Below are 20,539 nucleotides of genomic sequence, written 5' to 3' on the forward strand. Positions count from 1 at the left end.
TTAAAGTTTCAATACAGGCGTCTATAATTAATGTTGTACTGCATTATTCAAGGTTTTTAAATCTGTCTTTAATAACCCATAGTACAGCAGATCTACCACCTTTCCAGTAGTAGTCTTATATTCAGCCCTTAAATATCCTTCTTTTTTAAATCCACATTTTTCAGCTACAGCAATGGCACCCATATTTGAAGGATGGGTCCTTAAAAACAGTTTATGAAATTTATAATAATCAAAACAAAATGCGACAATGAGTTGAAATGCCTTAGTTGCGATGCCCTTTCCTACATAATCATAATCCATAAATAATCCTAGTTCTGCTTTTGAGATATTCCAATCAATATTTTTCACATCTATAAACCCAGCTATATTATTAGAATTTATATCTATAACCACAAAGGGGAAATACTCATCGTTCTTAATTTTTTGTTCTATGTCTTTTACAAATTTTTTAGTAGCATCCAATGTTTTTGTTTTAGCTACTGTACCTGCAAAAAAGTTTTCTAACCTACTTCTGTTTTTTTCCATTACAGTGTAAAAGTTGTCAACGTCGGAATTCTCTAATGGCTTAATTTTATAATCGCTAAATTTCATATTGTTCATTTTTAACCTTCTAAGGTTGTATTTGTTTTATAATCCAACTACCATTTTCCAGCTCAAACAAGCTTCTAATATGAAATCTGTTTTTTTTGAATTCCATAAACTCAATACGTAAAGGCTTAATGGAGTATCCACCCCATTCTTTTGGTCTTGAAACACATGTTTTTTTTGAAATTCTTTTTAATATTTTAGCTTCAAGATTTTGTAATTCATCTATTTCTGTTCCTTGTTTACATATTGAGGATACAATTTGTGAATTTAAATCTCTACTTCTAAATATTTTATCTGCTAATTCTTCAGACAACTTAGAAGCTAACCCTTGAATTCTAACTTGTCTTTCAGTCTCTGCCCACCAAAATGTAAGTGCAACTTTATTACTCCTCTCTATCTCCATGCCTTTTCTGGAATTTAATGGACCCGTAATTATAAAATTATTTTCACTAATTTCTTTATATGATACGACTCTTGCATTTGGAAATCCATCTAATCCATTTGTTGAAAGGCAGACAGCTGTTGGAATTGTTACACTTGTTAGTTTTTCTTCCTCAAAAAACCATTTATTGAATATATCAATGGGATTTTTCATTCTTACCTTTCTTTAATTTGTATGGTATTAATTTTTAAGCTATTTGGATAAGCGCTTTCAAATTCAAAAAATTGAATCCTAGATGATGCAACTATATCTTTAAAGTCATATTAATATGGAAGACTCCACCGTCATTAAAAACTTCTGAAGATTTTATAAATCCAAAAGATTCATAAAAAGACTTTAAATAATCTTGAGCAGCAATTACAATATATTGAGCTTTCCATCTGGATTTAACCATTTCAATGCATTTTTCAATAATTTTCCTACCGAGCTTTTTTCCTCTATGGTCTGGATGAACAGCAACTCTTCCAAAACAAACTTCATGAATAGTTCTTCTATAAACTCGTAAATAAGCTATTATTTCTTTTTGTTCTTCAATAAATATGTGAGTAGCTCTATAATCTAATTGATCATACTCGTTGTAAATACTATTTTGATCAAGAATAAAAACATTAAATCTTAATCTTAAAATTTCGTATAGTTCTCTTAAAGTTAGACCATCAAATTCTTTTATTTTCAATCTCATAAATATTATTTAAATATGCCATATAATTGTGTTCCATAGCTCAATACATATCATAACAAATTTAGAATATGCACCTAAAGGTCTTAGATCTAATTGGTTTGTTTTATTATTCTTTTAATTTTATTTTGGTGATATTTCTTGCTGGCTACATAAATATTTCTTTCTATTTCTGCATAAACTATTCCTGTTTTGTCTTTTAAATTGACACTTAATTTGTACATTTTTTCTTTATAAACTTTCATGTCGGTTTTTACGCTTTCAATAAATTCATCAGATAAGTTGAATTCTGCATACAATGTCTGATTACCTGGACACTTAAATTTTATTGAGGCAGCTTTATCCCAAACAACATATTCATCACCTAAAATTGTAATAAGCTGAATCATGTAAATTGGGTCTGTTGCGCCAAACATTGAACCGCCAAACATTGTACCTCTATAGTTTTTGTTTCTAGAGCTTAAAGGAACCTTAATCTTAACCATTTGCAAGTTCTTTGAAACATATGTAACTCTACCTGCAGTTCTCCTATAGGTTGGATTAAAATTAAAACCAAATTTAAAAATGGCACTTTTATTAAAAAAAATCTCTAATATTTTAATGGTACATGTGTTCATTTAAGATGCTTATATTTTATCTTTCCTGACGCTACATGAACTACATCCCCTTCAACTAAAATATCACCAAATGTTCCGTTGTTTTCCTTTACATATAGTCGGATTTCACTTTCTCTATTAAGAAATTCTCCCTGCTTAATTTTTATTATAGAATTAAATTTTTCAAAACCATTTTTTATTAAATAAGCACCAACTGGTCCAGCCGCACTTCCAGTGGCAATATCCTCCACCTTTCCTTTATTGTCAAAAGTCCTTCCTCTATTATTTTCTATATCAAGTACATATAGGAATTTTGCCCCAACTTTAGATAGTTTGTTCTCTAAATCTGAAATGGAAATCTTTATTTTGGTAAAAGATGATGCTTTAACAGGAACTATTAAATAGGGTAAACCGTTAGAAACAACTTCAAGAGTGGTTTCTTGATATTTATCGTTAGCCTCTAAACTTAAAAAAGATAAAAAAGCCATTTCCTCGCTTTCATTCAATGAATATATAAATTCAGGAGAACCCTGGTTCATTATTGCCGTATAGTACCCATTATTTTTACTCGTTATTAAATCAACTGTTTTATTATTCAGCTCAACATTAATTTCACTTTTTTTACAATTCTTATAATTCATTTCATGAACCAATGCTGCTAGACCAAGTAAAGGGTGGCCTGCAAAATCAAGTTCTTCCTCAATAGTGAAAATAAATGCTTGAAAATTGCATTTGCTTTTTTGATAGTAAAAAATACTTTCAAACTGTCTCATCTCTTGAGTAAGAAGTAGCATTGCCTTTTTATCAAGGTTAACTGCATTTGGAAAAATAGCTAATCCATTTCCTGAAAATGGATTTTTAGTAAATACATCTACTAGATAATAATCAATGTCCATAGCTTCTAAAAAATAATTATTCCGCTTTCATCTTGTTCAAATGAAAATTAACTTTTAAAGTATTGGAGAATATCTGGTGTAAATAACATAGCCAATCTTATCATAAAACCATAAATCTAAAACTGTTCTCCAGAAATAATAGATAACTATACGACGGTTAAAATCTTATTCATTTTTCTATTACTTAAGGGCAGGACTGGATAATAGATCATGTCGCCCTTCATGATATTGTAAAACGTAATGCATTCTGTTTATTTGGTCATTTGTAAATATATTCATCAGGTCATCATCAGACCAATTCATGTAATTGTTTACCATTACATGTTCTCCATTGCATCCCATAAAAGCAGAATTATATACAGGTTTATCAACTGAAGGGGTATCATCACAATAATCATTTTTCAAGCAATCACCTCCACCCCAAGTATGTAGCAGACCAAAATAGTGACCCATTTCGTGCGTCAACGTTCTGCCTAATCGTGCTTTACAATCTATATTAGATTCTCCAAAATGCATCCAGTTGATTAAAATCCCCTCTGAATCTCCTTCTTGTGGAATTAGCAATAATTCGGTTCCTGGTAAATCTGTTTCTGGTCCAGTTGCAGCACCCAAAACAAGACACTCTGAAGATTCAGGTAAAGGTGTTGTCCAAATATTGATGTAATTATTAGGATTCCAATAAATATATTGGGCATAATTATTTTGATTATAGCCTAAATCAGGAACAACTATAGCATTTACATTTATCCTGTTAATTCCATTTATATTGTTTCCATCGGGGTCTTTTTTAGCTAGAATAAATTCAATTTTAGCATCTGCACTTTCTGGGTGTTCATTGTAACCTCTTGTACCCGCTTTTCTTCTAAAATCTTCATTGAGGATTTCAATTTGTCTCTTAACCCGTTCAAAAGAAAGATTGGAACCTTCACCAATAATTTCACCATTGTGAAGAACATGAACCACAATAGGAACACGAAAAACTTGATCTACAGGTGCAGAAATTATCTCGTTTTCATCTTTAGAACAGGAACAAATTAGGAGGTAAATCAAAAGCATTATTCCAATGTGTTTTTGTTGTTTAAATATTTGGCTATTGATAATGTGCATTACAATTTAATTTTTAAAGCATCGTTATTTCTTCCAATATCCTATTGCTCCAACCTCCATAACTGCCAAGATTATTTACATAGTCGGTTAATTCAACATCAGAATAAGGGCAACCATCGTAAATCTCAATACCTAGTTCAACTAACTCCCATGAATCCTCTACAAAGTGCCAATTAAACTCATGGGTACTATTTGTGTTATAACCTCCACTTCCGTTTTCAATTTTACCTAAGGGAAAAAGCATTCTGGATTCAATAGGTTGCCCTAATTGTTCCAGACATTGTTGGATTACAACAGGGTTAGAGGTTGCAGCAACAAAAGATGAATCCTGCCAATTACCATGATTACTTTCCGGACAGCTTTGAAACCTAAAATAACGTATTTTTGAATCGTTGAAGTCCTCTTTATCATTATGACATGCTGTTATAGAAAAAAGACTTGCGATAATTAGTACTGATTTTAATATTATTTTTTGAAACATTTATATTCTATTTTTTTTGTCTGGTTACGTCCTTAAACATCAACATCTCCATTATTCTACCTGAGGCTCCATGATAAAAACCACTTTCACGCTCATAATTCATTGGATTTTTAAAGGTGCCAAAAATCATATCTATAATTGGTAAATCGGCATAATTATATTTATGCAACCCTTTGCCATGATGTAAAGAGTGGCTCTCAGGTCTTTGAATTAAATATCCAAGCCAATGTGGGGTATTAATATTAGCATGTTGGAAAAATGCTATGAAATTTATTACCAATAAAACTATTGTAATAGACTGAGGAGGTATACCAACTAATAAAGCCAAACTTATGCTTCCCATTAATGTAAAACCAATCGCATCAAGTGGGCTATGAAATAGAGCTCCATAAGTATCTAAACGTTCCGCACTATGATGCATTTGATGGAATACTTTCCACAGAAAATCAAATTTATGCATAGAAACATGATATAAGTATATTGCAAGTTCATAAGTAATAAGCCCTATTAATGCACCGGGAATTATTTCTAAATTACTCAAATTGAAAACTTGATATTGAGATAAATACGGATCTATAATCAATGGCAAATAAGAAGCAACAAAAAAGAAAATAGTAAAAAATGTTAGTCCCTTCAATATCCAAAATCTAACTTCAGGCTGTTTTCTTGCTGGGAAAATAGCCTCCCAAAGAATAAGCAAAATGTACAATCCTAAAATAGCCAATGATAGTGGATCAAGTATGATCTCTAACGGTGATGGTAATTCTAAAAGTAATTTTTTCATAATAATTTTATTTTAACAGACTAGACGGTACAAATATATTAATATTTATTTATATACCAACTAGTTTGTTTAATTTTAAGAAAATTTTATATATTTGGGATATGGGAAGAGACGGAACACCTACTAGAAAAAAAATTCTTGAAGAATCAAAAAAATTAGTATTGAATTATGGTTTTTCAGGAACAAGCATTGACCAAATACTGGATAAAACAGGTATTACCAAGGGAGCATTTTTTTATCATTTTAGAACTAAAAACGCATTGGCAAAAGCGTTAATTGAAAATTATGCCAAAGAGGATATGAACCATTTAGAATGGGCGTTGCAAGAAACAGAATATCTTGAAGAAATACCACTTAATAGGCTTTTACAATTTTTACAGCATTTTATTGATATGATGACAGGTATAAAGGAACCTCCAAGTTGTTTATATGCATCATATACTTATGAATCAAATCAGTTTGATGAAGAAACTTTGAATATAATTTCAGGGTCTATCCTGAAATGGAGAAATACTTTTATTGAGCTTATTGAGGATATAATGGTGGATAATAAATCAAAAAAAGATGTGGACATGCAATCTTTAGCGGATCAGTTCACAGTGATATTTGAAGGTGCATTTGTGCTTTCTAAAGCATTAAATGATCCTGAAATTGTACCCAAACAATTACAACATTTTAAAAATTATTTGGAATTGCTTTTTGAACCAAAAGGATAGCCCTTATTTTATCAAACCTATTGTAGGCACTAAATAAACAAAAACGCTTCCAAAAGGGCCCAAGGTTTTAGTTTGGACGGGACTTTACACATAGGCTAGAGGTGCATTAGTATTTACATCACATCAATATGAGTTTCAGTAATATTGAAATTCTTATCACCTCTAAATCTATCATTTTCTTTTTCAGAATATAAATCACAAATACTTGAAAAATTATCTAATAAAGTAGAATAATCTTCAGGAGCATTGTCTTCAATAAATTCCTTTATTCCATTCACATAGTTAGTAGAATAAATTTTATATCCTAATTCATGTAAATCTTCAACTACCTTTAATTTTGGCAAGTTTTGACCTGTCCCTACACTAAATACTGCTGGACAGTCATCTGATTTGAGTCTTGATTTCCAAAAACGTAAATTATGATTATTCAAAGAACCGTGATGTGGACCTGCATTAGTAAAAGTTTATCTTGGGTTATTTTTTTATCCTTCTTGCAATATTATCAAGAGAATCAATACTGCAATCAGATGTTAGACACAAGTAAAACTTATCAAAATAAATTTTAAAAATCGTTGAAATTTTATTAAAATCGGGGTTACTTTTATTTTTAGAACCACTTTGTCAAACCTTTTTTCTATAAATTATAAATCCCATATCTGGTAAGTATTTTTTAGAAAGAAAATGCACACCATGTATAAAAACAAAAAAGCATCCCGTTTTTTACTATGTAAAAAAAGGAAAGCTTCTCATTGGATTGCCTAAGTTTATTAGGCTTTCACTACGTTATCCCTATTCGGGATAAACAACACAACGTCTTAGTTGCGGTCTGGACGGGACTCGAACCCGCGACCCCCTGCGTGACAGGCAGATATTCTAACCAACTGAACTACCAGACCGTTGCTTTATTGCGGACCTGCCCGACTCATGTCACTGACATTAATCATTCAGGCGGGTGCAAATATACACGCCTTTTTTTATAAGTCAAACCTTTTTTTAATTTTTTTAATGTATTCGAATTAGGCAAATTTCTGACGCTCTATGAGGTAGGTGGTAAGAATATTATTGAAATTATTATTTATATCGGCTTCAACGTATTTTATTTTATACTGTGCACATTTTAATCGTAATGCCTCAAAATATTTAGCTACCGATTGGTGATAACTGTCTTTAATGGTATCCGCATATAAATTAATATGCTCACCTGTTTCAACATCTATAAAACGCTTGGGGGTATTGTCGAAATTAAATTGTAATTCCTTTTCTTTATCAATAACATGAAATAAAATGACTTCGTGCTTATTATATTTTAAATGTCTTAAGGCTTCAAACAATTTAGTATCATCTTCAATGGTTTGGAACATATCAGTAAACAAAAAAATCATGGAACGTCTATGAATTTTTTCGGCTATTTCATGCAAATATTTATAAGTTTCCGTTTGTTTATTGAGCGGTTTAGAGATTACCGCCTCCACTAAATGGTTCAGTAACATTTGATGGTGACGCTCACTGCCTTTTTCCGGTGCGTAATACTGGTAGCGATCACTATAAATACTCAATCCAACAGCATCACGTTGTTTCTTTAAAATCTGCATCAATGCTGCGGCAGCCAACACGGAGAATCCTATTTTGTTCAAACGGTCCAGAGAAAAGACATCCGCTTCAGGATAATGCATTGAACTGCTGTTGTCTAAGATAATATGACAGCGCAAATTTGTCTCATCATCATATCGCTTGGTATACAATTTATCCGTTTTGGCATACAATTTCCAATCGATATGACGGGTACTCTCCCCACGATTGTATATTTTATGTTCAGCAAACTCAGCAGAAAACCCATGGAACGGGCTTTTGTGCATTCCCGCAATAAATCCCTCCACTACTTGCTTGGCAAGTAATTCCAAATTCTTAAAACCTTCCGCTTTATTTAACTCTACTTGTAAGTTCATTACGTAACATAAATGGGCATAGCATGTTTAACCTATAATTTTCTCCTTAAGATCTCAACACCTTAATTATATGATTCGGTCAACAATACCATAAGCCACTGATTCTTTGGCATCCATCCAATGGTCTCGATTAAAATCTTTCATCACTTTATCGACTTCCTGACCACAATTGTCTGCTAAAATTTTAGCACTCAATTCTTTTGTTTTTAAAATTTCCTGGGCCGTAATTTCAATATCACTGGCCTGTCCTCGTGCACCGCCACTTGGTTGATGAATCATAACACGAGCATGAGGTTGAATATAACGTTTACCTTTGGTCCCTGCCGACAATAATATAGATCCCATTGATGCTGCCAGACCGGAACATACGGTTGAAACATTACTTTTTAAGGAGGTTATACAATCGTAAATTGCAAATCCGGAGGTTACATACCCTCCCGGACTATTAATAACTAATTCTATATCTTTAGTCTCGATAGCATCAAGGTATAATAACCTGTCTATCACGTGTTTTGCTGAATCATCATCTACCTGACCCCATAAAAACACTTTGCGTTCCTCCAAGAACTTTTTATCAATAGCATCCTGTACTTTCGATCTTTTACTCATCTTTTTTAAATTTACATATGTAGACTTCGATGATAAATAAAATCATGCTTTTTAATTTTTAGCGATTATTTCTATCATGTTAGTTTATCTGCGTCTAAAATAAAAAAAGGTTTGCCATATTGGCAAACCTTTTTTTATTTCTTTTTTGAAGTCAACTATAATAATGAATCTATGGCATCTGTATAGGCGTTTTTGGGCGCTACGCCTACCTGTCTTCCTACTACTTCTCCATTCTGGAACACTAATACTGTTGGTATATTCCGTACACCATATTTGGCTGCAAATTCTTGATTAGCATCAACATCTACTTTACCAACAACAGCTTTTCCTTCATATTCATCGCTAATTTGTTCAATAATTGGCCCAACCATTCTACAAGGTCCACACCAGGCCGCCCAAAAATCCACCAGAACAGGTTTATCACTATTTAAAACGGTTTCTTCAAACGTTGCATCTGTTATTTCTAATGCCATAATACTATATTTTATGCTTAATTATTTGATTGCACAAACTTAGTCAAAAAAAAAACTAAAACTTACATTGCATCAATTTGTTTTACTTATAGCTAAATTACATTATTTTATTTCCTTTTAATGACATTTAATTGCACCCATATTTCATTATTGTCGTCATTAAAAAAAGCTATTTCAAGCAGACGGTATAAATTTAACAAGGTCAATAAATTATCGGCTTATCTAAAAACCTCGGTCCGCACAGGATTAAATCACAAAACTATTTAAAGTTCTTTCTAGCCCTGTCAGAGGTGATATTTTCACGCCTGGTTTATAACCTCTATGGGGCCCACATTCAATAAAAATTAATTCAACTTAAAATGTACATGCTGTTCCTCTAACTCATTTATTAATTCCTGACAAACTTTTACTTTTTGCTTTCTGCTGCTCATAGTAAGTTTTATCTTTTCTTGATTATCATATACCATAAAATGAAGAACCTGGTTCCCAGGATGCATTTTAATCAACTCTTTTAAGGCCATAATTTTTTCCTTTTTTAAATCGTCTATATCCACTTGAATGGAAATCTTTTTGGCATAGGTTTCCATGACATCATGTAATAATTGAAAATTATTAAATTGCAATCTTGGTTCACTTCGTTTTCCGGTGTCTTTATTTATCCAGCCCTCACGCACAAAGGTTTTGACAAACACAAAATTATTCTTCATTAAAAAATGTCTAAACTTTAAATACTCTTCTCCAAAAATCCTAAACTCAAAACTATCGTTATAATCTTCAACCGTAAATAAGGCCCATCCTTTACCTTGCTTGCTTACACGATGCTGGACATCGGTAACCACGCCACCAAACACGAGTTCACGATTAATATAAGGTTCTAAATTATTAAAGAGAGCTACCGTTGCATTACAAAAGGCATTCATTTCGGTTTTAAAATCATCCAATGGATGACCGGAAATATAGATCCCCACCACTTCTCTCTCTTTTCCCAATTTTTCCATGGTTCCCCATTCTTCACATGGCGGAACTTGAGGTTCCGCTATTTGTACTTCGCTCGCATCACCAAACAAACTGACTTGCGCAGAATTTTCATTTTCCTGATGCTTTGCGCCATACTTGATGGCCTTTTCCAAAAAAGTAATCCCATCACCATCATCATGAAAGTATTGGGCGCGATGGGTGCTTTTAAAACAATCAAATCCTCCTGCCAAAGCTAAATTTTCAAAAGCCTTTTTGTTCGCTGCCCGCAAATCTATTCGTTTGGCCAAATCGAAAATGGATTTATAATGTCCGTCTTTTTTTCTATTCTCAACAATGGTTCTTACGGCACCCTGTCCAACACCCTTAATAGCACCCATACCAAAACGCACGGCATTATCTTGGTTTACGGAAAACTTGTAATAGGACTCATTAACATCAGGTCCCAATACATTTAATTTCATGCGTTTACATTCTTCCATAAAAAAGGTCACCTGCTTAATGTCGTTCATATTATTGGACAGTACAGCTGCCATATATTCTGCAGGATAATGAGCCTTCAAATAAGCCGTTTGATAGGCTATCCACGCATAACAAGTGGAATGCGATTTGTTGAAGGCGTAACTTGCAAAAGCCTCCCAATCCTTCCATACCTTCTCCAGAATGGTTGCGTCATGGCCATTTGCACTTGCCTGCTCAATAAATTTAGGCTTCATTTTATCCAGCACGGCGATTTGCTTTTTACCCATAGCTTTTCGTAAAACATCAGCCTCACCTTTAGTAAAATTGGCTAATTTTTGCGACAGTAACATGACCTGCTCCTGATACACCGTAATACCATAAGTCTCCTTAAGATATTCTTCCATGGCGGGTAAATCGTAATCTATTTCTTCATCGCCATGCTTTCTGCGTACAAAGCTGGGAATGTATTCCATAGGCCCGGGCCGATACAAAGCGTTCATAGCAATGAGGTCCTCAAAAACGGTAGGCTTTAAATCACGAAGGTGCTTTTGCATACCCGGAGATTCGTATTGGAACACCCCAACCGTTTCTCCGCGTTGGAACAAGGCATACGTCTTCTCATCATCTAGTGGAAACTGTTCCGGATCCAGATCAATATCATGTTTGGCCTTAACAATTTTTACAGTATCCTTAATCAGTGTCAAGGTTTTTAATCCTAAAAAATCCATTTTCAATAACCCAGCCGATTCGACCACCGAGTTATCAAATTGGGTGACATATAAATCCGAATCCTTAGCCGTAGCCACAGGAACAAACTTGGTAATATCGTCCGGAGTAATAATAACACCACAGGCATGAATACCTGTATTTCTAACAGAGCCTTCGAGGGTTCTTGCCGTATTCACCGTTTCTGCCTCCAGATCATCACCCTCTGAAATATTTAAAAGCTGATGGACCTTTTCCAGATCTTCAGCACGAAATTTATGACTTAATTCCTTATCATCTAAATCAAATATTTTATTGAGTTTAGACATATTAGGGATGAGTTTCGCGATTCTGTCGGCATCAAATAAGGGTAAATCCAATACACGGGCCGTATCCCTAATGGAAGATTTCGCCGCCATGGTCCCATAGGTGATAATTTGAGCCACCTGATTGCTACCGTACTTTTTAATAACGTAGTCCATAACACGGCTTCGCCCTTCATCATCAAAATCGATATCGATATCGGGCATACTAATACGATCCGGATTTAAGAAACGCTCAAAAAGCAAATCATACTTGAGTGGATCAATATTGGTAATCCATAAACAATACGCCACAACCGAGCCTGCTGCCGAACCTCTTCCGGGACCAACCGATACATTCATGTTTCTGGCCTCACGGATAAAATCTTCTACAATTAGGAAATATCCGGGATACCCTGTGTTTTCTATAACGCTTAGTTCAAAATCAATGCGTTCTTTGAGGTCTTCTGAGAGTTCATCACCATATCGCTTTTTGGCGCCTTCGTAAGTCAAATGTCTCAAATAAGCATTTTCACCACGTTTGCCCCCATCAATTTTATCCTCTTCATGTTTAAATTGATCAGGAATATCAAAAGCCGGTAACAAGACTTCCCGAGCCAATTGATAAACTTCAATCTTGTCCACGATCTCTTGAATATTGAAAATGGCTTCAGGAAGATCATGAAACAGATGTTTCATCTCCTCGGAAGACTTAAAATAATATTCCTGGTTGGGAAGTCCATATCTATATCCTCTTCCCCTACCTATGGGTGTAGCCTGCTTTTCACCATCTTTAACACACAACAAGATATCATGTGCATTGGCATCTTCCTTATTTTGATAATAGGTATTATTAGTCGCAACCAATTTGACATTATGCTTTTTTGCCAATTTAATCAAGGTAGGATTAACCCGATTTTCGTCTTCCTGGTTATGACGCATCACCTCCATATACAAGTCATCACCAAATTCATTCTTCCACCATAACAAGGCTTCTTCTGCCTGGTTTTCACCAACATTCAACACTTTACTGGGGACCTCACCATATAAGTTTCCGGTAAGGGCAATCAAATCTTCTTTGTATTTTTTAATGAGTTTTTTATCAATCCTGGGGACATAATAAAATCCGTCAATAAATGCATGGGAGGACAGTTTGGCCAAATTATGATAGCCTTTTTTATTTTTTGCCAGGAGCACAATTTGATAGCCATTGTCCTTTCTGGTTCGTTCCAGGTGATCTTCGCAAACAAAAAACTCACATCCCACAATAGGCTTAATTAATGGCATCTCTAATAATTCCCCTTTGCTTTCGGCGTTCTTGATATTGGCCTTTATAAGGTTATTCTGTCTGTTGACTGCATTCACAAAATGAAAGGCCCCCATCATATTGGCATGATCGGTCAAAGCGACGGCAGGCATATGGTGACTGGCAGCTGCTTCAACCAAATCGGATACACTCATGGTGGATTGCAGAATTGAAAACTGGGAATGATTGTGAAGATGTACAAAATCGACATCGGCTAAATTGGAGACGTTCTGCTTAATTTTAGCCGATGATACATCCCCAAACTGGTTTGCCTTTAAACGTTCCCGTATTTTTGAACTTTCCTTTTTAAGATTGATGTGTTTTAAACCCATTAACTGAATCTGCCCCGGGTTTTCTTTGGCAAATTTTTCAAAATAACCGCGGGTAACATCCAGCTCTTCAGGAGTATATTCTCTTAAACGAACCAACTCCAGGAAACAACGCGTGGTCGCTTCAACATCAGCTGTGGCGTTATGGGCTTCAGCAAACGATTCGTTAAACAGGTACTCGTGCAATTCGGCCAGGGTGGGCAGTTTAAATTTACCACCACGACCCCCGGGAATACGGCATAATTCGGCCGTATGCTCTGTACACGTGTCTAATACCGGCAATTTCTGCAATGGGCTGGCCACATCTGCTCTCACAAATTCCGCACCCATAATGTTGAGATCGAACGTCACATTCTGACCAACAACAAATTTGGTTTGACTCAGAGCCTCATTGAATTTCTTCAAAACGTCCGCTATGGGCCTGCCCTGTTCCTGTGCCAATTCTGATGAAATCCCATGGACCTTTTCGGCATCATAGGGGATATTGAATCCCTCAGGTTGGATTAAATAATCTTGATGATCGAGACAATTACCCATGGCATCGTGCAATTGCCAGGCTATTTGCACACACCTTGGCCAATTCTCTACATCTGTAATCGGGGCATCCCAACGTTTCGGTAATCCGGTAGTTTCCGTATCGAAAATTAAATACATGAAATGGTTTTAACGGTTGATTTGATCGTTTACTAAGAGTTCAATTGAAAAGCATAAAAATACATAGAATTTCAGCTTAATTAAAGTGAAGTTATGAACAGTTGTAAACAGAATAAAATGCCATAATTTTCTCCAAATTTTTACAAAACAAACTCAGCACCAACCCTCCAATTAGAAGACCGAACATGCAATTACCTGGCCTGTCTGCACAATTAACCGGGAAAATTCAATGTGTAAGGGAGTTGATAATCCCCCAATACCAGTACTCACTGAATTCGTTTAAGATAAAATAAAAAATTACTGCTCCTGGCCACAATTTTTTTTAAAGACACCAAAACCTAACATTTGTCATAGTTTTGGGGACCATTAATTTATATTTTTCGTGCATCTTTTAATAAACAAATATCATCATGAAAAATTTAAAGCTCATTATTAACTTGATTGTTATCACATCGAGTTTAATGTTATTCCAATGTACAAGTGATTATACCGCGATTCCAGGTCAAGATGGCATTGACGGGGTTGATGGGGTTGATGGCCTCGATGGCCTCGATGGACTTGACGGAGTTGGTGTTCAGGAATGTATCGACTGCCACAGCACATCGCATAGAGAAGGAATTTTTGATGCATACTTAACTTCAGGTCACGGTGGCCAGCCAGGGTATTCTTATGAAGCATGGACTAGAGGCACCAGAGAAAGTTGTGCTCCATGCCATAATAATGAAGGTTTCATTGATTATATAGAGACAGGAGCAGTAGCCGTTGGTGGTTATGGAATATCAAATCCATTAAACTGTAACGGCTGCCATGATGACCACCGTTCATTCGACTTTGAAAAAGACGGTAACGATTATGCCGTTAGAACACTCGATGCAGTGGAATTTCGAGTATTTGCTGAAAATGACGCTCTGCCAGATTATGTTCTAGATTACGGCAATGCCAGTAATTTATGTGCCAACTGTCACCAACCTAGAAGGGGTACACCTATAGCAGATGACTATCCCGGTAAATATTTGCAAACCAGTGGCCATTGGGGACCACACCACGGTCCACAAACCGCTCTATTAGAAGGACTGTTAGGAGCCTACACTACGTTCACTTTAGTTGAAGATATCCCCGCAGTCAAGCAAGCTGCGCACAGGACCGATACAGCTGCGTGTATCGATTGCCATATGCGCCATACCACAGATGGCTCCTTTGGTCACAGTTGGAATCCTACAAGAAACAATTGTACAGATTGCCATAGCGGCAATGCACAAGACCTGGAAGTTGCCGGTTTAGAAGAAGATATGGCAACATTAGGGGCACTACTAGAGCAAGTAGTAGGTCAGGCTATTGACGACAACGACGAACCCATTTTTGAAGCTGACGGTGTCACTCCTGTTCCGGTTGTAGGTATTGTTCATTTAGATGAAGGAGATCCAAATGATCCAGATGATGATGAATGGCATCCGCAAACCGGTCTGTTTGACTTAAAAGATGCAGAAGCTGCCTGGAACTTCTTGTTTATCTTAGAAGATAGAAGTCATGGTATCCACAACCCTAATTATGCAAAATCATTAATTAAAAATTCCATAGCTAACTTACAATAATTGGATGATTGCAATAGTTTAGCCTGATAACTAAGCTATTGCATGTCTCCTAATTAAGTCGGTTAATCAATTTTAAATAAAATTGAAGTTGATGAATTAAAGATAAAATTAATTACAATGAAAAAACTATTTAAAATAGTTCTCGTTAGCATTATCCCACTGGTCTTATTTTCATGTTACTATGACGAATTCCCGGAAGAAATAGAGCAAGATGATGTGGTTATTGATCCCGGCACTGTAGTCTCTTTTGTAGATGATATTGCGCCCATATTTGTAACCTATAATTGTACACAATGTCATGATACTTCCGGGCAAGCTCCAGACTTAACGGCCGGAAACGCATATACATCGTTACTTGCAGGATATGTTAACCCCGGGAACAGCAGCACGAGTAGACTTTACATTCAACTGGCGGATAATGGTCATAGAAATGTGGATGCGAATTCGTTAGCTTTAATTAAAAAGTGGATTGATGATGGCGCCGAGAATAACTAACACTAAAGATGTTACAATGAAAAATTATAAAATATTACTGTTCGTCTTCCTAATAATTCCGGTTTTGTGCTTTTCCCAAAAAAAGGCTAAAGACTCTATTGTGGAAAAACCCGCCCGTCCTGCTTTTGAAAGCGCTACTTTAATTGATAATGCCTCGAATGTCCTGTTTAATAAAAACACCTTGGAAGTGATGATGCAGCACCGATTTGGCCTTATAGAAGAAAAGAACTCTCTGGCAGGAATTTATGGCGCAAATTCCAATATAAGAATCGCTCTATCCTATGCGGTTTTAGATTGGGTAACGGTAGGATACGGTATCACCAAAAAGAATCGAATGAGTGACTTCAATTTAAAGGTGGGGTTACTACAACAAACCCGATCCGGAAGTATACCTGTTAATATCAGCTATTTTGGAAATATTGCCATAGATGGTCGGTCTTTTGATACCAAATATCCTAATGGGGACTTTATTCCTCCGGATGCCAACAACGGGCCGTTCTTGAAAAAACAAGACCGCTATTCTTACTTCCATCAGCTCATTATTGCTAAACGGTTTAATTCGAAGGTGTCATTGCAAATCGCACCAAGTTTATCTCACTTTAACGCGGTTAATTATGGTTATGATGGTGAACATGATCGTTTTTCCATAGCATTTGGTGGGCGCTATAAAGTGAGCCCTCAAACCGCACTCATATGGGATATTAGTACCCCTGTAACACAGTTTAATGATGATAAGTACAATATTACAGGATTTAGTTTTGGTGCAGAATTTTCTACTTCAGCCCATACCTTCCAAATATTTATGACCAACTTTAATAGCATATTACCTCAATTTAATTACATGAAAAACACCAATGATTTTCTTAATGGTGGCACCTTATTTGGGTTTAACATAACCCGTAATTATAATTTTTAAGGCTTTATGAATAAAAATTCTGTAAAAGAACATCAACTGTCTCGAAGAGGTTTTTTACCCATATTGGGGGGTAGTTTATTGTTGCCTTTTTTCGGAATGGGTAGTCCAAATGACAGGACCATTCTTTCCCCGGATGAAGAAGACTATCAAACCTTATTAAAACCGGATGGCACAACCGTTAAGGTTAAGGTAAGTACACTAAAAAAATCAAAAATCATAAAGAAAGATGTTTCCAATACATCTCTTCTTAAATGGCTGGGAAAAAAGCAGTAATGCAAGTTGAAAATTAATTCATGATGGAAGATAACAAAAACTCCAGACGTAAATTTCTTGATAAAGGCCTTAAGATAGGGTTCGCATCTGCTATTGGTGGACTTGGTTTGTCACAGCTATCTGAAAAATTAGGTGCTTCAAATAAAACAGATAGCAAGGACAAAGTTGAATTAATGACTACCGACGGCTCCATAATTAAAGTGGATGCTTCGGAGGTTATAGAAATAGAACACTCAGAAGACCATGACACCAAATACAATGTTCGAGAAGGCTTTCCGAATCGGAAATTTGTAATGGTTATTGATCTGGCTAAATGTAAAAATGCCTTAAAATGTGTTGTTGCCTGCAATAAACATCACTATGTCACCGGCGAAAATGCCTGGCTTAAAGTCCATAAAATGCAAGAATCTAAAGATACGGCACCGTATTGGATGCCGAGAACTTGCATGCACTGTGACCAACCGGCATGCGTTACCGTTTGCCCTGTTGATGCCACTTTTAAAAGACGAGATGGATTGGTTTTAATTGACAATGAACGCTGTATTGGCTGTCGTTTCTGTATGGCGGCTTGCCCCTACTCCATTCGTGTTTTTAATTGGAGTGAACCTGAACAAGGTGAAATGAGCGAGATTACCCTGAACATGGTAGATGGATGTCATGACAATCCATCTATAGAATATGCCGGTGTTCCAAGTAGAAAAGGGACTCCTGATAAATGTGATTTTTGCCCTCATCAAATACATGAAAATGAATTGCCGCACTGTGTAACGGCCTGCCCGAATGGTGTATTCTATTTTGGAGATAAATATGAAGATACCGTAACCAATGGCGAGGAAACATTGCGTCTGAGCAAATTACTCAAAGATAAAGCCGGTTACCGATTGTTAGAAGAATTGGGTACTGCTCCAAGCGTTTACTATTTACCCCCTGTAAATCGTTTAGTCGAATTTGACAAAGGTCTGGAAAATTACAAGGAATTTGAATCGGTTGAAAAACCCACTATTTCTGAAAAACCTGAATGACCATGAAAAATTATGATACTCTTGTAGAAAATTTAGCTCCTAGAAAATTTGGGAAACGGGGCAGAATTTGGGTTATTTTTTTGGCTATTGTTATTGTTCTGGGACTCATTGCATACATTGACCAAATTAGAAGTGGTCAGATAGTCACTAACATGAGAGATTATGCACTTTGGGGCATATATATCTCAAATTTTGTCTTTTTTGTTGCAACCAGTTTCGTAGGATCTGTTACCGTGGCTATTTTAAGATTAACGAATAATTCCTGGAGAACCCCTTTAGTTCGAATTGCTGAAATCATTACGTTCGCGTCTATTGTGATGGCTGGTTTAACCATTATGATTGATATGGGACGCCCGGACAGATTGTTAAACCTGTTTATTCATGCAAGATTACAATCCCCAATTACCTGGGATGTCATTATTATTCCAACCACCATTGCCTTGAGTTTCCTGTTATTGTATTTTCCACTTTTACCCGATTTGGGTATTCTTAAAAAATATTACGAGAAGACGAAACCCAAATTCAGCAAATGGTATGGTAAATTGTCACTAAACTGGACGGGCAGTGAACGTCAGAAGTCAATACAAGAAAAATCCATTAAAATCATAGCTATTTTAATTATCCCTGTTAGTATTATTCTACAAACTATAGATGCATGGTTGTTTTCGACTACCTATAGAATTGGATGGGATAGCACCAATATGGGAGCCTATTTTATCTCAGGCGCTTTTGTTGCGGGATTAGGCGCATTAGTTACCATGGTTTACATTATTCGGAAGGTTAGAGGTTTAGACCATTATATCACGGATTATCATTTTGATAAGCTGGGAAAATTTTTGGGTTTGGCCTGTCTAACTTACCTCTATTTCAACATTAATGAGTATCTAATCCCAATTTTTACAGCGCCTGTTGAAGAAGACATCCATTTAAATTCCTTGGTTTTTGGTGAATGGGCTCCCTTATTTTGGTTCTCACAGATCGTTGGTCTGCTTTTACCTCTGGTTATTTTATTATTTAAAAAAGGCAGAAGGCCCGGACTGATGTTCATCGTTGGCTTAATGGTAGTTCTTGGTTCTTGGTGGAAACGATACATTATCGTTATCCCAACTCTTTTGCATCCCTTTTTACCTATTGAAGGTGTCCCTGAATCCTGGCACCATTATTTCCCAAGTGCCCATGAATGGATTATCACTTTTGCAACTTTAGCGATGGCTTTATTAATTATTACGCTATGTGTTCGTTATTTGCCAGTTATCCCCATACAACGAACAGCATTTGAAAAGAATATGACCACAAATAAGAAAACTACGGAATCATGAAAAAGATGCCAAAATTTCCTGTTGTTTTTCTCGTAATCATCGGAATGTTTTTATCCTCTTCCGGTCTCTCCTCAGTTTATGCCCAAAAAGCTAAAAAAAATACGGTACGGTTAAAAGTAGACTATATTAAAATTATAGACAGTCTGTCTTATTTTAATATAAAAGCTTTTTCGAGGGTGAATCGAGAAAATATTGACGTCTCCGACATCGATTTAACCGTTTACAACGAAATTGACGATGAGAATGTCGAATTAGGTTCGACTACAACTGACAGGAATGGTGAATGTAAATTTGTTTTGAATGATTTTAATACCATTGCATCAGACTCGACCAATACCTATAATTTCGTTGTGAAGTTTAAAGGAAATGACGCCTATAAAAAGGTTTCTAAAAGCATTAGCTTTAAAGATGCCTCCATCCAAACAAATTTAATAACCAAAGATAGCATTAATTACATTAGTGCCATGCTTAAAGAAACAAAAACAGACAGTGTATTAAGTGACCAATTACTCAATGTTCAGGTTCAACGATTGTTTAGACCTTTAAGAATTGGAAAAGAATTTAACATGACCGATGAAAATGGATCGATTATTGTAGCTATTGATAAAAACATTCCAGGAATTAATGGAAATTTAATGATTGAGGTGATATTAAATGATAGTGAATTATATGGCACCCTAAAGGCAGTTGTTAAGGCGCCTTTTGGTTCTCCCATAATAGAGGAATCGACCTTCGATGACAGAACCATGTGGTCGCCACGAAATAAAACACCGTTGTTTTTGCTAATATTCCCGAATTTAATAATTTTTGGAATATGGGGGTTTATTATATATCTATTTTTTAACTTATTGAAAATATCTAAATCTTAATTA

Annotated in this window: 21 protein-coding genes and 1 tRNA gene; 8 read left to right on the plus strand and 14 right to left on the minus strand. The window is 35.5% G+C overall.

What is annotated here, in order from left to right:
• Positions 1-27: 27 nt before the first annotated feature.
• The 8 genes from MR054_RS02750 to MR054_RS02785 form a co-directional block, all read right to left on the minus strand.
• On the minus strand, positions 28-591 hold the full coding sequence (locus tag MR054_RS02750) for a GNAT family N-acetyltransferase (protein WP_242155959.1): 564 nt from the start codon (positions 589-591) through the stop codon (positions 28-30).
• A gap of 19 nt (positions 592-610) precedes the next feature.
• Positions 611-1,183 (minus strand): pyridoxine/pyridoxamine 5'-phosphate oxidase, encoded by a 573-nt coding sequence (locus tag MR054_RS02755; RefSeq protein ID WP_242155961.1) that lies wholly within the window; start codon positions 1,181-1,183, stop codon positions 611-613.
• 91 nt (positions 1,184-1,274) lie between these two features.
• Positions 1,275-1,712: a GNAT family N-acetyltransferase gene (locus tag MR054_RS02760; RefSeq protein WP_242155963.1), complete on the minus strand. Its 438-nt coding sequence runs from the start codon at positions 1,710-1,712 to the stop codon at positions 1,275-1,277.
• An 89-nt stretch (positions 1,713-1,801) separates the two neighbouring features.
• Positions 1,802-2,326, minus strand: coding sequence for a DUF4442 domain-containing protein (locus tag MR054_RS02765; RefSeq protein WP_242155965.1), 525 nt, complete (start codon positions 2,324-2,326; stop codon positions 1,802-1,804).
• Positions 2,323-3,201, minus strand: coding sequence for a PhzF family phenazine biosynthesis protein (locus tag MR054_RS02770; RefSeq protein ID WP_242155967.1), 879 nt, complete (start codon positions 3,199-3,201; stop codon positions 2,323-2,325). Before MR054_RS02770 ends, MR054_RS02765 begins: the two co-directional genes overlap by 4 nt.
• A 180-nt stretch (positions 3,202-3,381) precedes the next feature.
• Positions 3,382-4,308 carry a M43 family zinc metalloprotease gene (locus tag MR054_RS02775; protein WP_242155977.1) on the minus strand — a complete coding sequence of 309 codons (927 nt, stop codon included), beginning with the start codon at positions 4,306-4,308 and terminating at the stop codon, positions 3,382-3,384.
• Between the two features lie 13 nt (positions 4,309-4,321).
• Entirely contained in the window at positions 4,322-4,789 is a 468-nt protein-coding gene (locus MR054_RS02780; protein WP_242155979.1) for a BP74-related protein, read from the minus strand.
• 7 nt (positions 4,790-4,796) lie between these two features.
• Positions 4,797-5,573, minus strand: coding sequence for a sterol desaturase family protein (locus MR054_RS02785; protein WP_242155998.1), 777 nt, complete (start codon positions 5,571-5,573; stop codon positions 4,797-4,799).
• A gap of 101 nt (positions 5,574-5,674) precedes the next feature.
• On the opposite strand from MR054_RS02785, the gene MR054_RS02790 reads away from it, so the two are divergent.
• Positions 5,675-6,289: a TetR/AcrR family transcriptional regulator gene (locus tag MR054_RS02790; protein WP_242156004.1), complete on the plus strand. Its 615-nt coding sequence runs from the start codon at positions 5,675-5,677 to the stop codon at positions 6,287-6,289.
• A 113-nt stretch (positions 6,290-6,402) separates the two neighbouring features.
• On the opposite strand, the gene MR054_RS02795 is transcribed toward MR054_RS02790, so the two are convergent.
• The 6 genes from MR054_RS02795 to dnaE form a co-directional block, all read right to left on the minus strand.
• Complete coding sequence (locus tag MR054_RS02795) at positions 6,403-6,720, minus strand: hypothetical protein (protein WP_242156006.1); 318 nt, start codon at positions 6,718-6,720, stop codon at positions 6,403-6,405.
• A 391-nt stretch (positions 6,721-7,111) separates the two neighbouring features.
• Positions 7,112-7,185, minus strand: a tRNA-Asp gene (locus MR054_RS02800).
• A gap of 120 nt (positions 7,186-7,305) precedes the next feature.
• Entirely contained in the window at positions 7,306-8,235 is a 930-nt protein-coding gene (locus MR054_RS02805; protein WP_242156008.1) for a DUF58 domain-containing protein, read from the minus strand.
• Between the two features lie 66 nt (positions 8,236-8,301).
• Positions 8,302-8,844, minus strand: a complete 543-nt coding sequence (locus MR054_RS02810; protein WP_242156011.1) for a ClpP family protease — start codon at positions 8,842-8,844, stop codon at positions 8,302-8,304.
• 155 nt (positions 8,845-8,999) lie between these two features.
• Positions 9,000-9,317 carry a thioredoxin gene (trxA, locus tag MR054_RS02815; protein ID WP_242084192.1) on the minus strand — a complete coding sequence of 106 codons (318 nt, stop codon included), beginning with the start codon at positions 9,315-9,317 and terminating at the stop codon, positions 9,000-9,002.
• 344 nt (positions 9,318-9,661) lie between these two features.
• Positions 9,662-14,050 (minus strand): DNA polymerase III subunit alpha, encoded by a 4,389-nt coding sequence (gene dnaE, locus MR054_RS02820; RefSeq protein WP_242156013.1) that lies wholly within the window; start codon positions 14,048-14,050, stop codon positions 9,662-9,664.
• Between the two features lie 410 nt (positions 14,051-14,460).
• Between dnaE and MR054_RS02825 the strand changes: the two genes are divergently transcribed.
• From MR054_RS02825 to MR054_RS02855, 7 genes are all read left to right on the plus strand, one after another.
• Positions 14,461-15,642, plus strand: coding sequence for a hypothetical protein (locus tag MR054_RS02825; protein ID WP_242156015.1), 1,182 nt, complete (start codon positions 14,461-14,463; stop codon positions 15,640-15,642).
• Between the two features lie 117 nt (positions 15,643-15,759).
• The gene (locus tag MR054_RS02830; RefSeq protein WP_242156017.1) at positions 15,760-16,137 is read left to right on the plus strand and encodes a hypothetical protein; all 378 of its coding nucleotides are present in this window, start codon (positions 15,760-15,762) and stop codon (positions 16,135-16,137) included.
• Between the two features lie 16 nt (positions 16,138-16,153).
• Complete coding sequence (locus tag MR054_RS02835; protein WP_242084187.1) at positions 16,154-17,053, plus strand: DUF5777 family beta-barrel protein; 900 nt, start codon at positions 16,154-16,156, stop codon at positions 17,051-17,053.
• A gap of 6 nt (positions 17,054-17,059) precedes the next feature.
• Positions 17,060-17,326, plus strand: coding sequence for a hypothetical protein (locus tag MR054_RS02840; protein ID WP_242084185.1), 267 nt, complete (start codon positions 17,060-17,062; stop codon positions 17,324-17,326).
• Between the two features lie 20 nt (positions 17,327-17,346).
• On the plus strand, positions 17,347-18,348 hold the full coding sequence (locus MR054_RS02845; RefSeq protein ID WP_242084183.1) for a 4Fe-4S dicluster domain-containing protein: 1,002 nt from the start codon (positions 17,347-17,349) through the stop codon (positions 18,346-18,348).
• 2 nt (positions 18,349-18,350) lie between these two features.
• Positions 18,351-19,667, plus strand: a complete 1,317-nt coding sequence (nrfD, locus tag MR054_RS02850) for an NrfD/PsrC family molybdoenzyme membrane anchor subunit (protein WP_242156019.1) — start codon at positions 18,351-18,353, stop codon at positions 19,665-19,667.
• Positions 19,664-20,536 carry a hypothetical protein gene (locus MR054_RS02855; protein WP_242156021.1) on the plus strand — a complete coding sequence of 291 codons (873 nt, stop codon included), beginning with the start codon at positions 19,664-19,666 and terminating at the stop codon, positions 20,534-20,536. The genes nrfD and MR054_RS02855 overlap by 4 nt, the downstream gene beginning before the upstream one ends.
• The last annotated feature ends 3 nt before the right edge of the window (positions 20,537-20,539 follow it).

Origin of the sequence: Aestuariivivens sediminis (genome assembly GCF_022662105.1) — a bacterium.
Classification (GTDB): Bacteria; Bacteroidota; Bacteroidia; order Flavobacteriales; family Flavobacteriaceae; genus Aestuariivivens; species Aestuariivivens sediminis.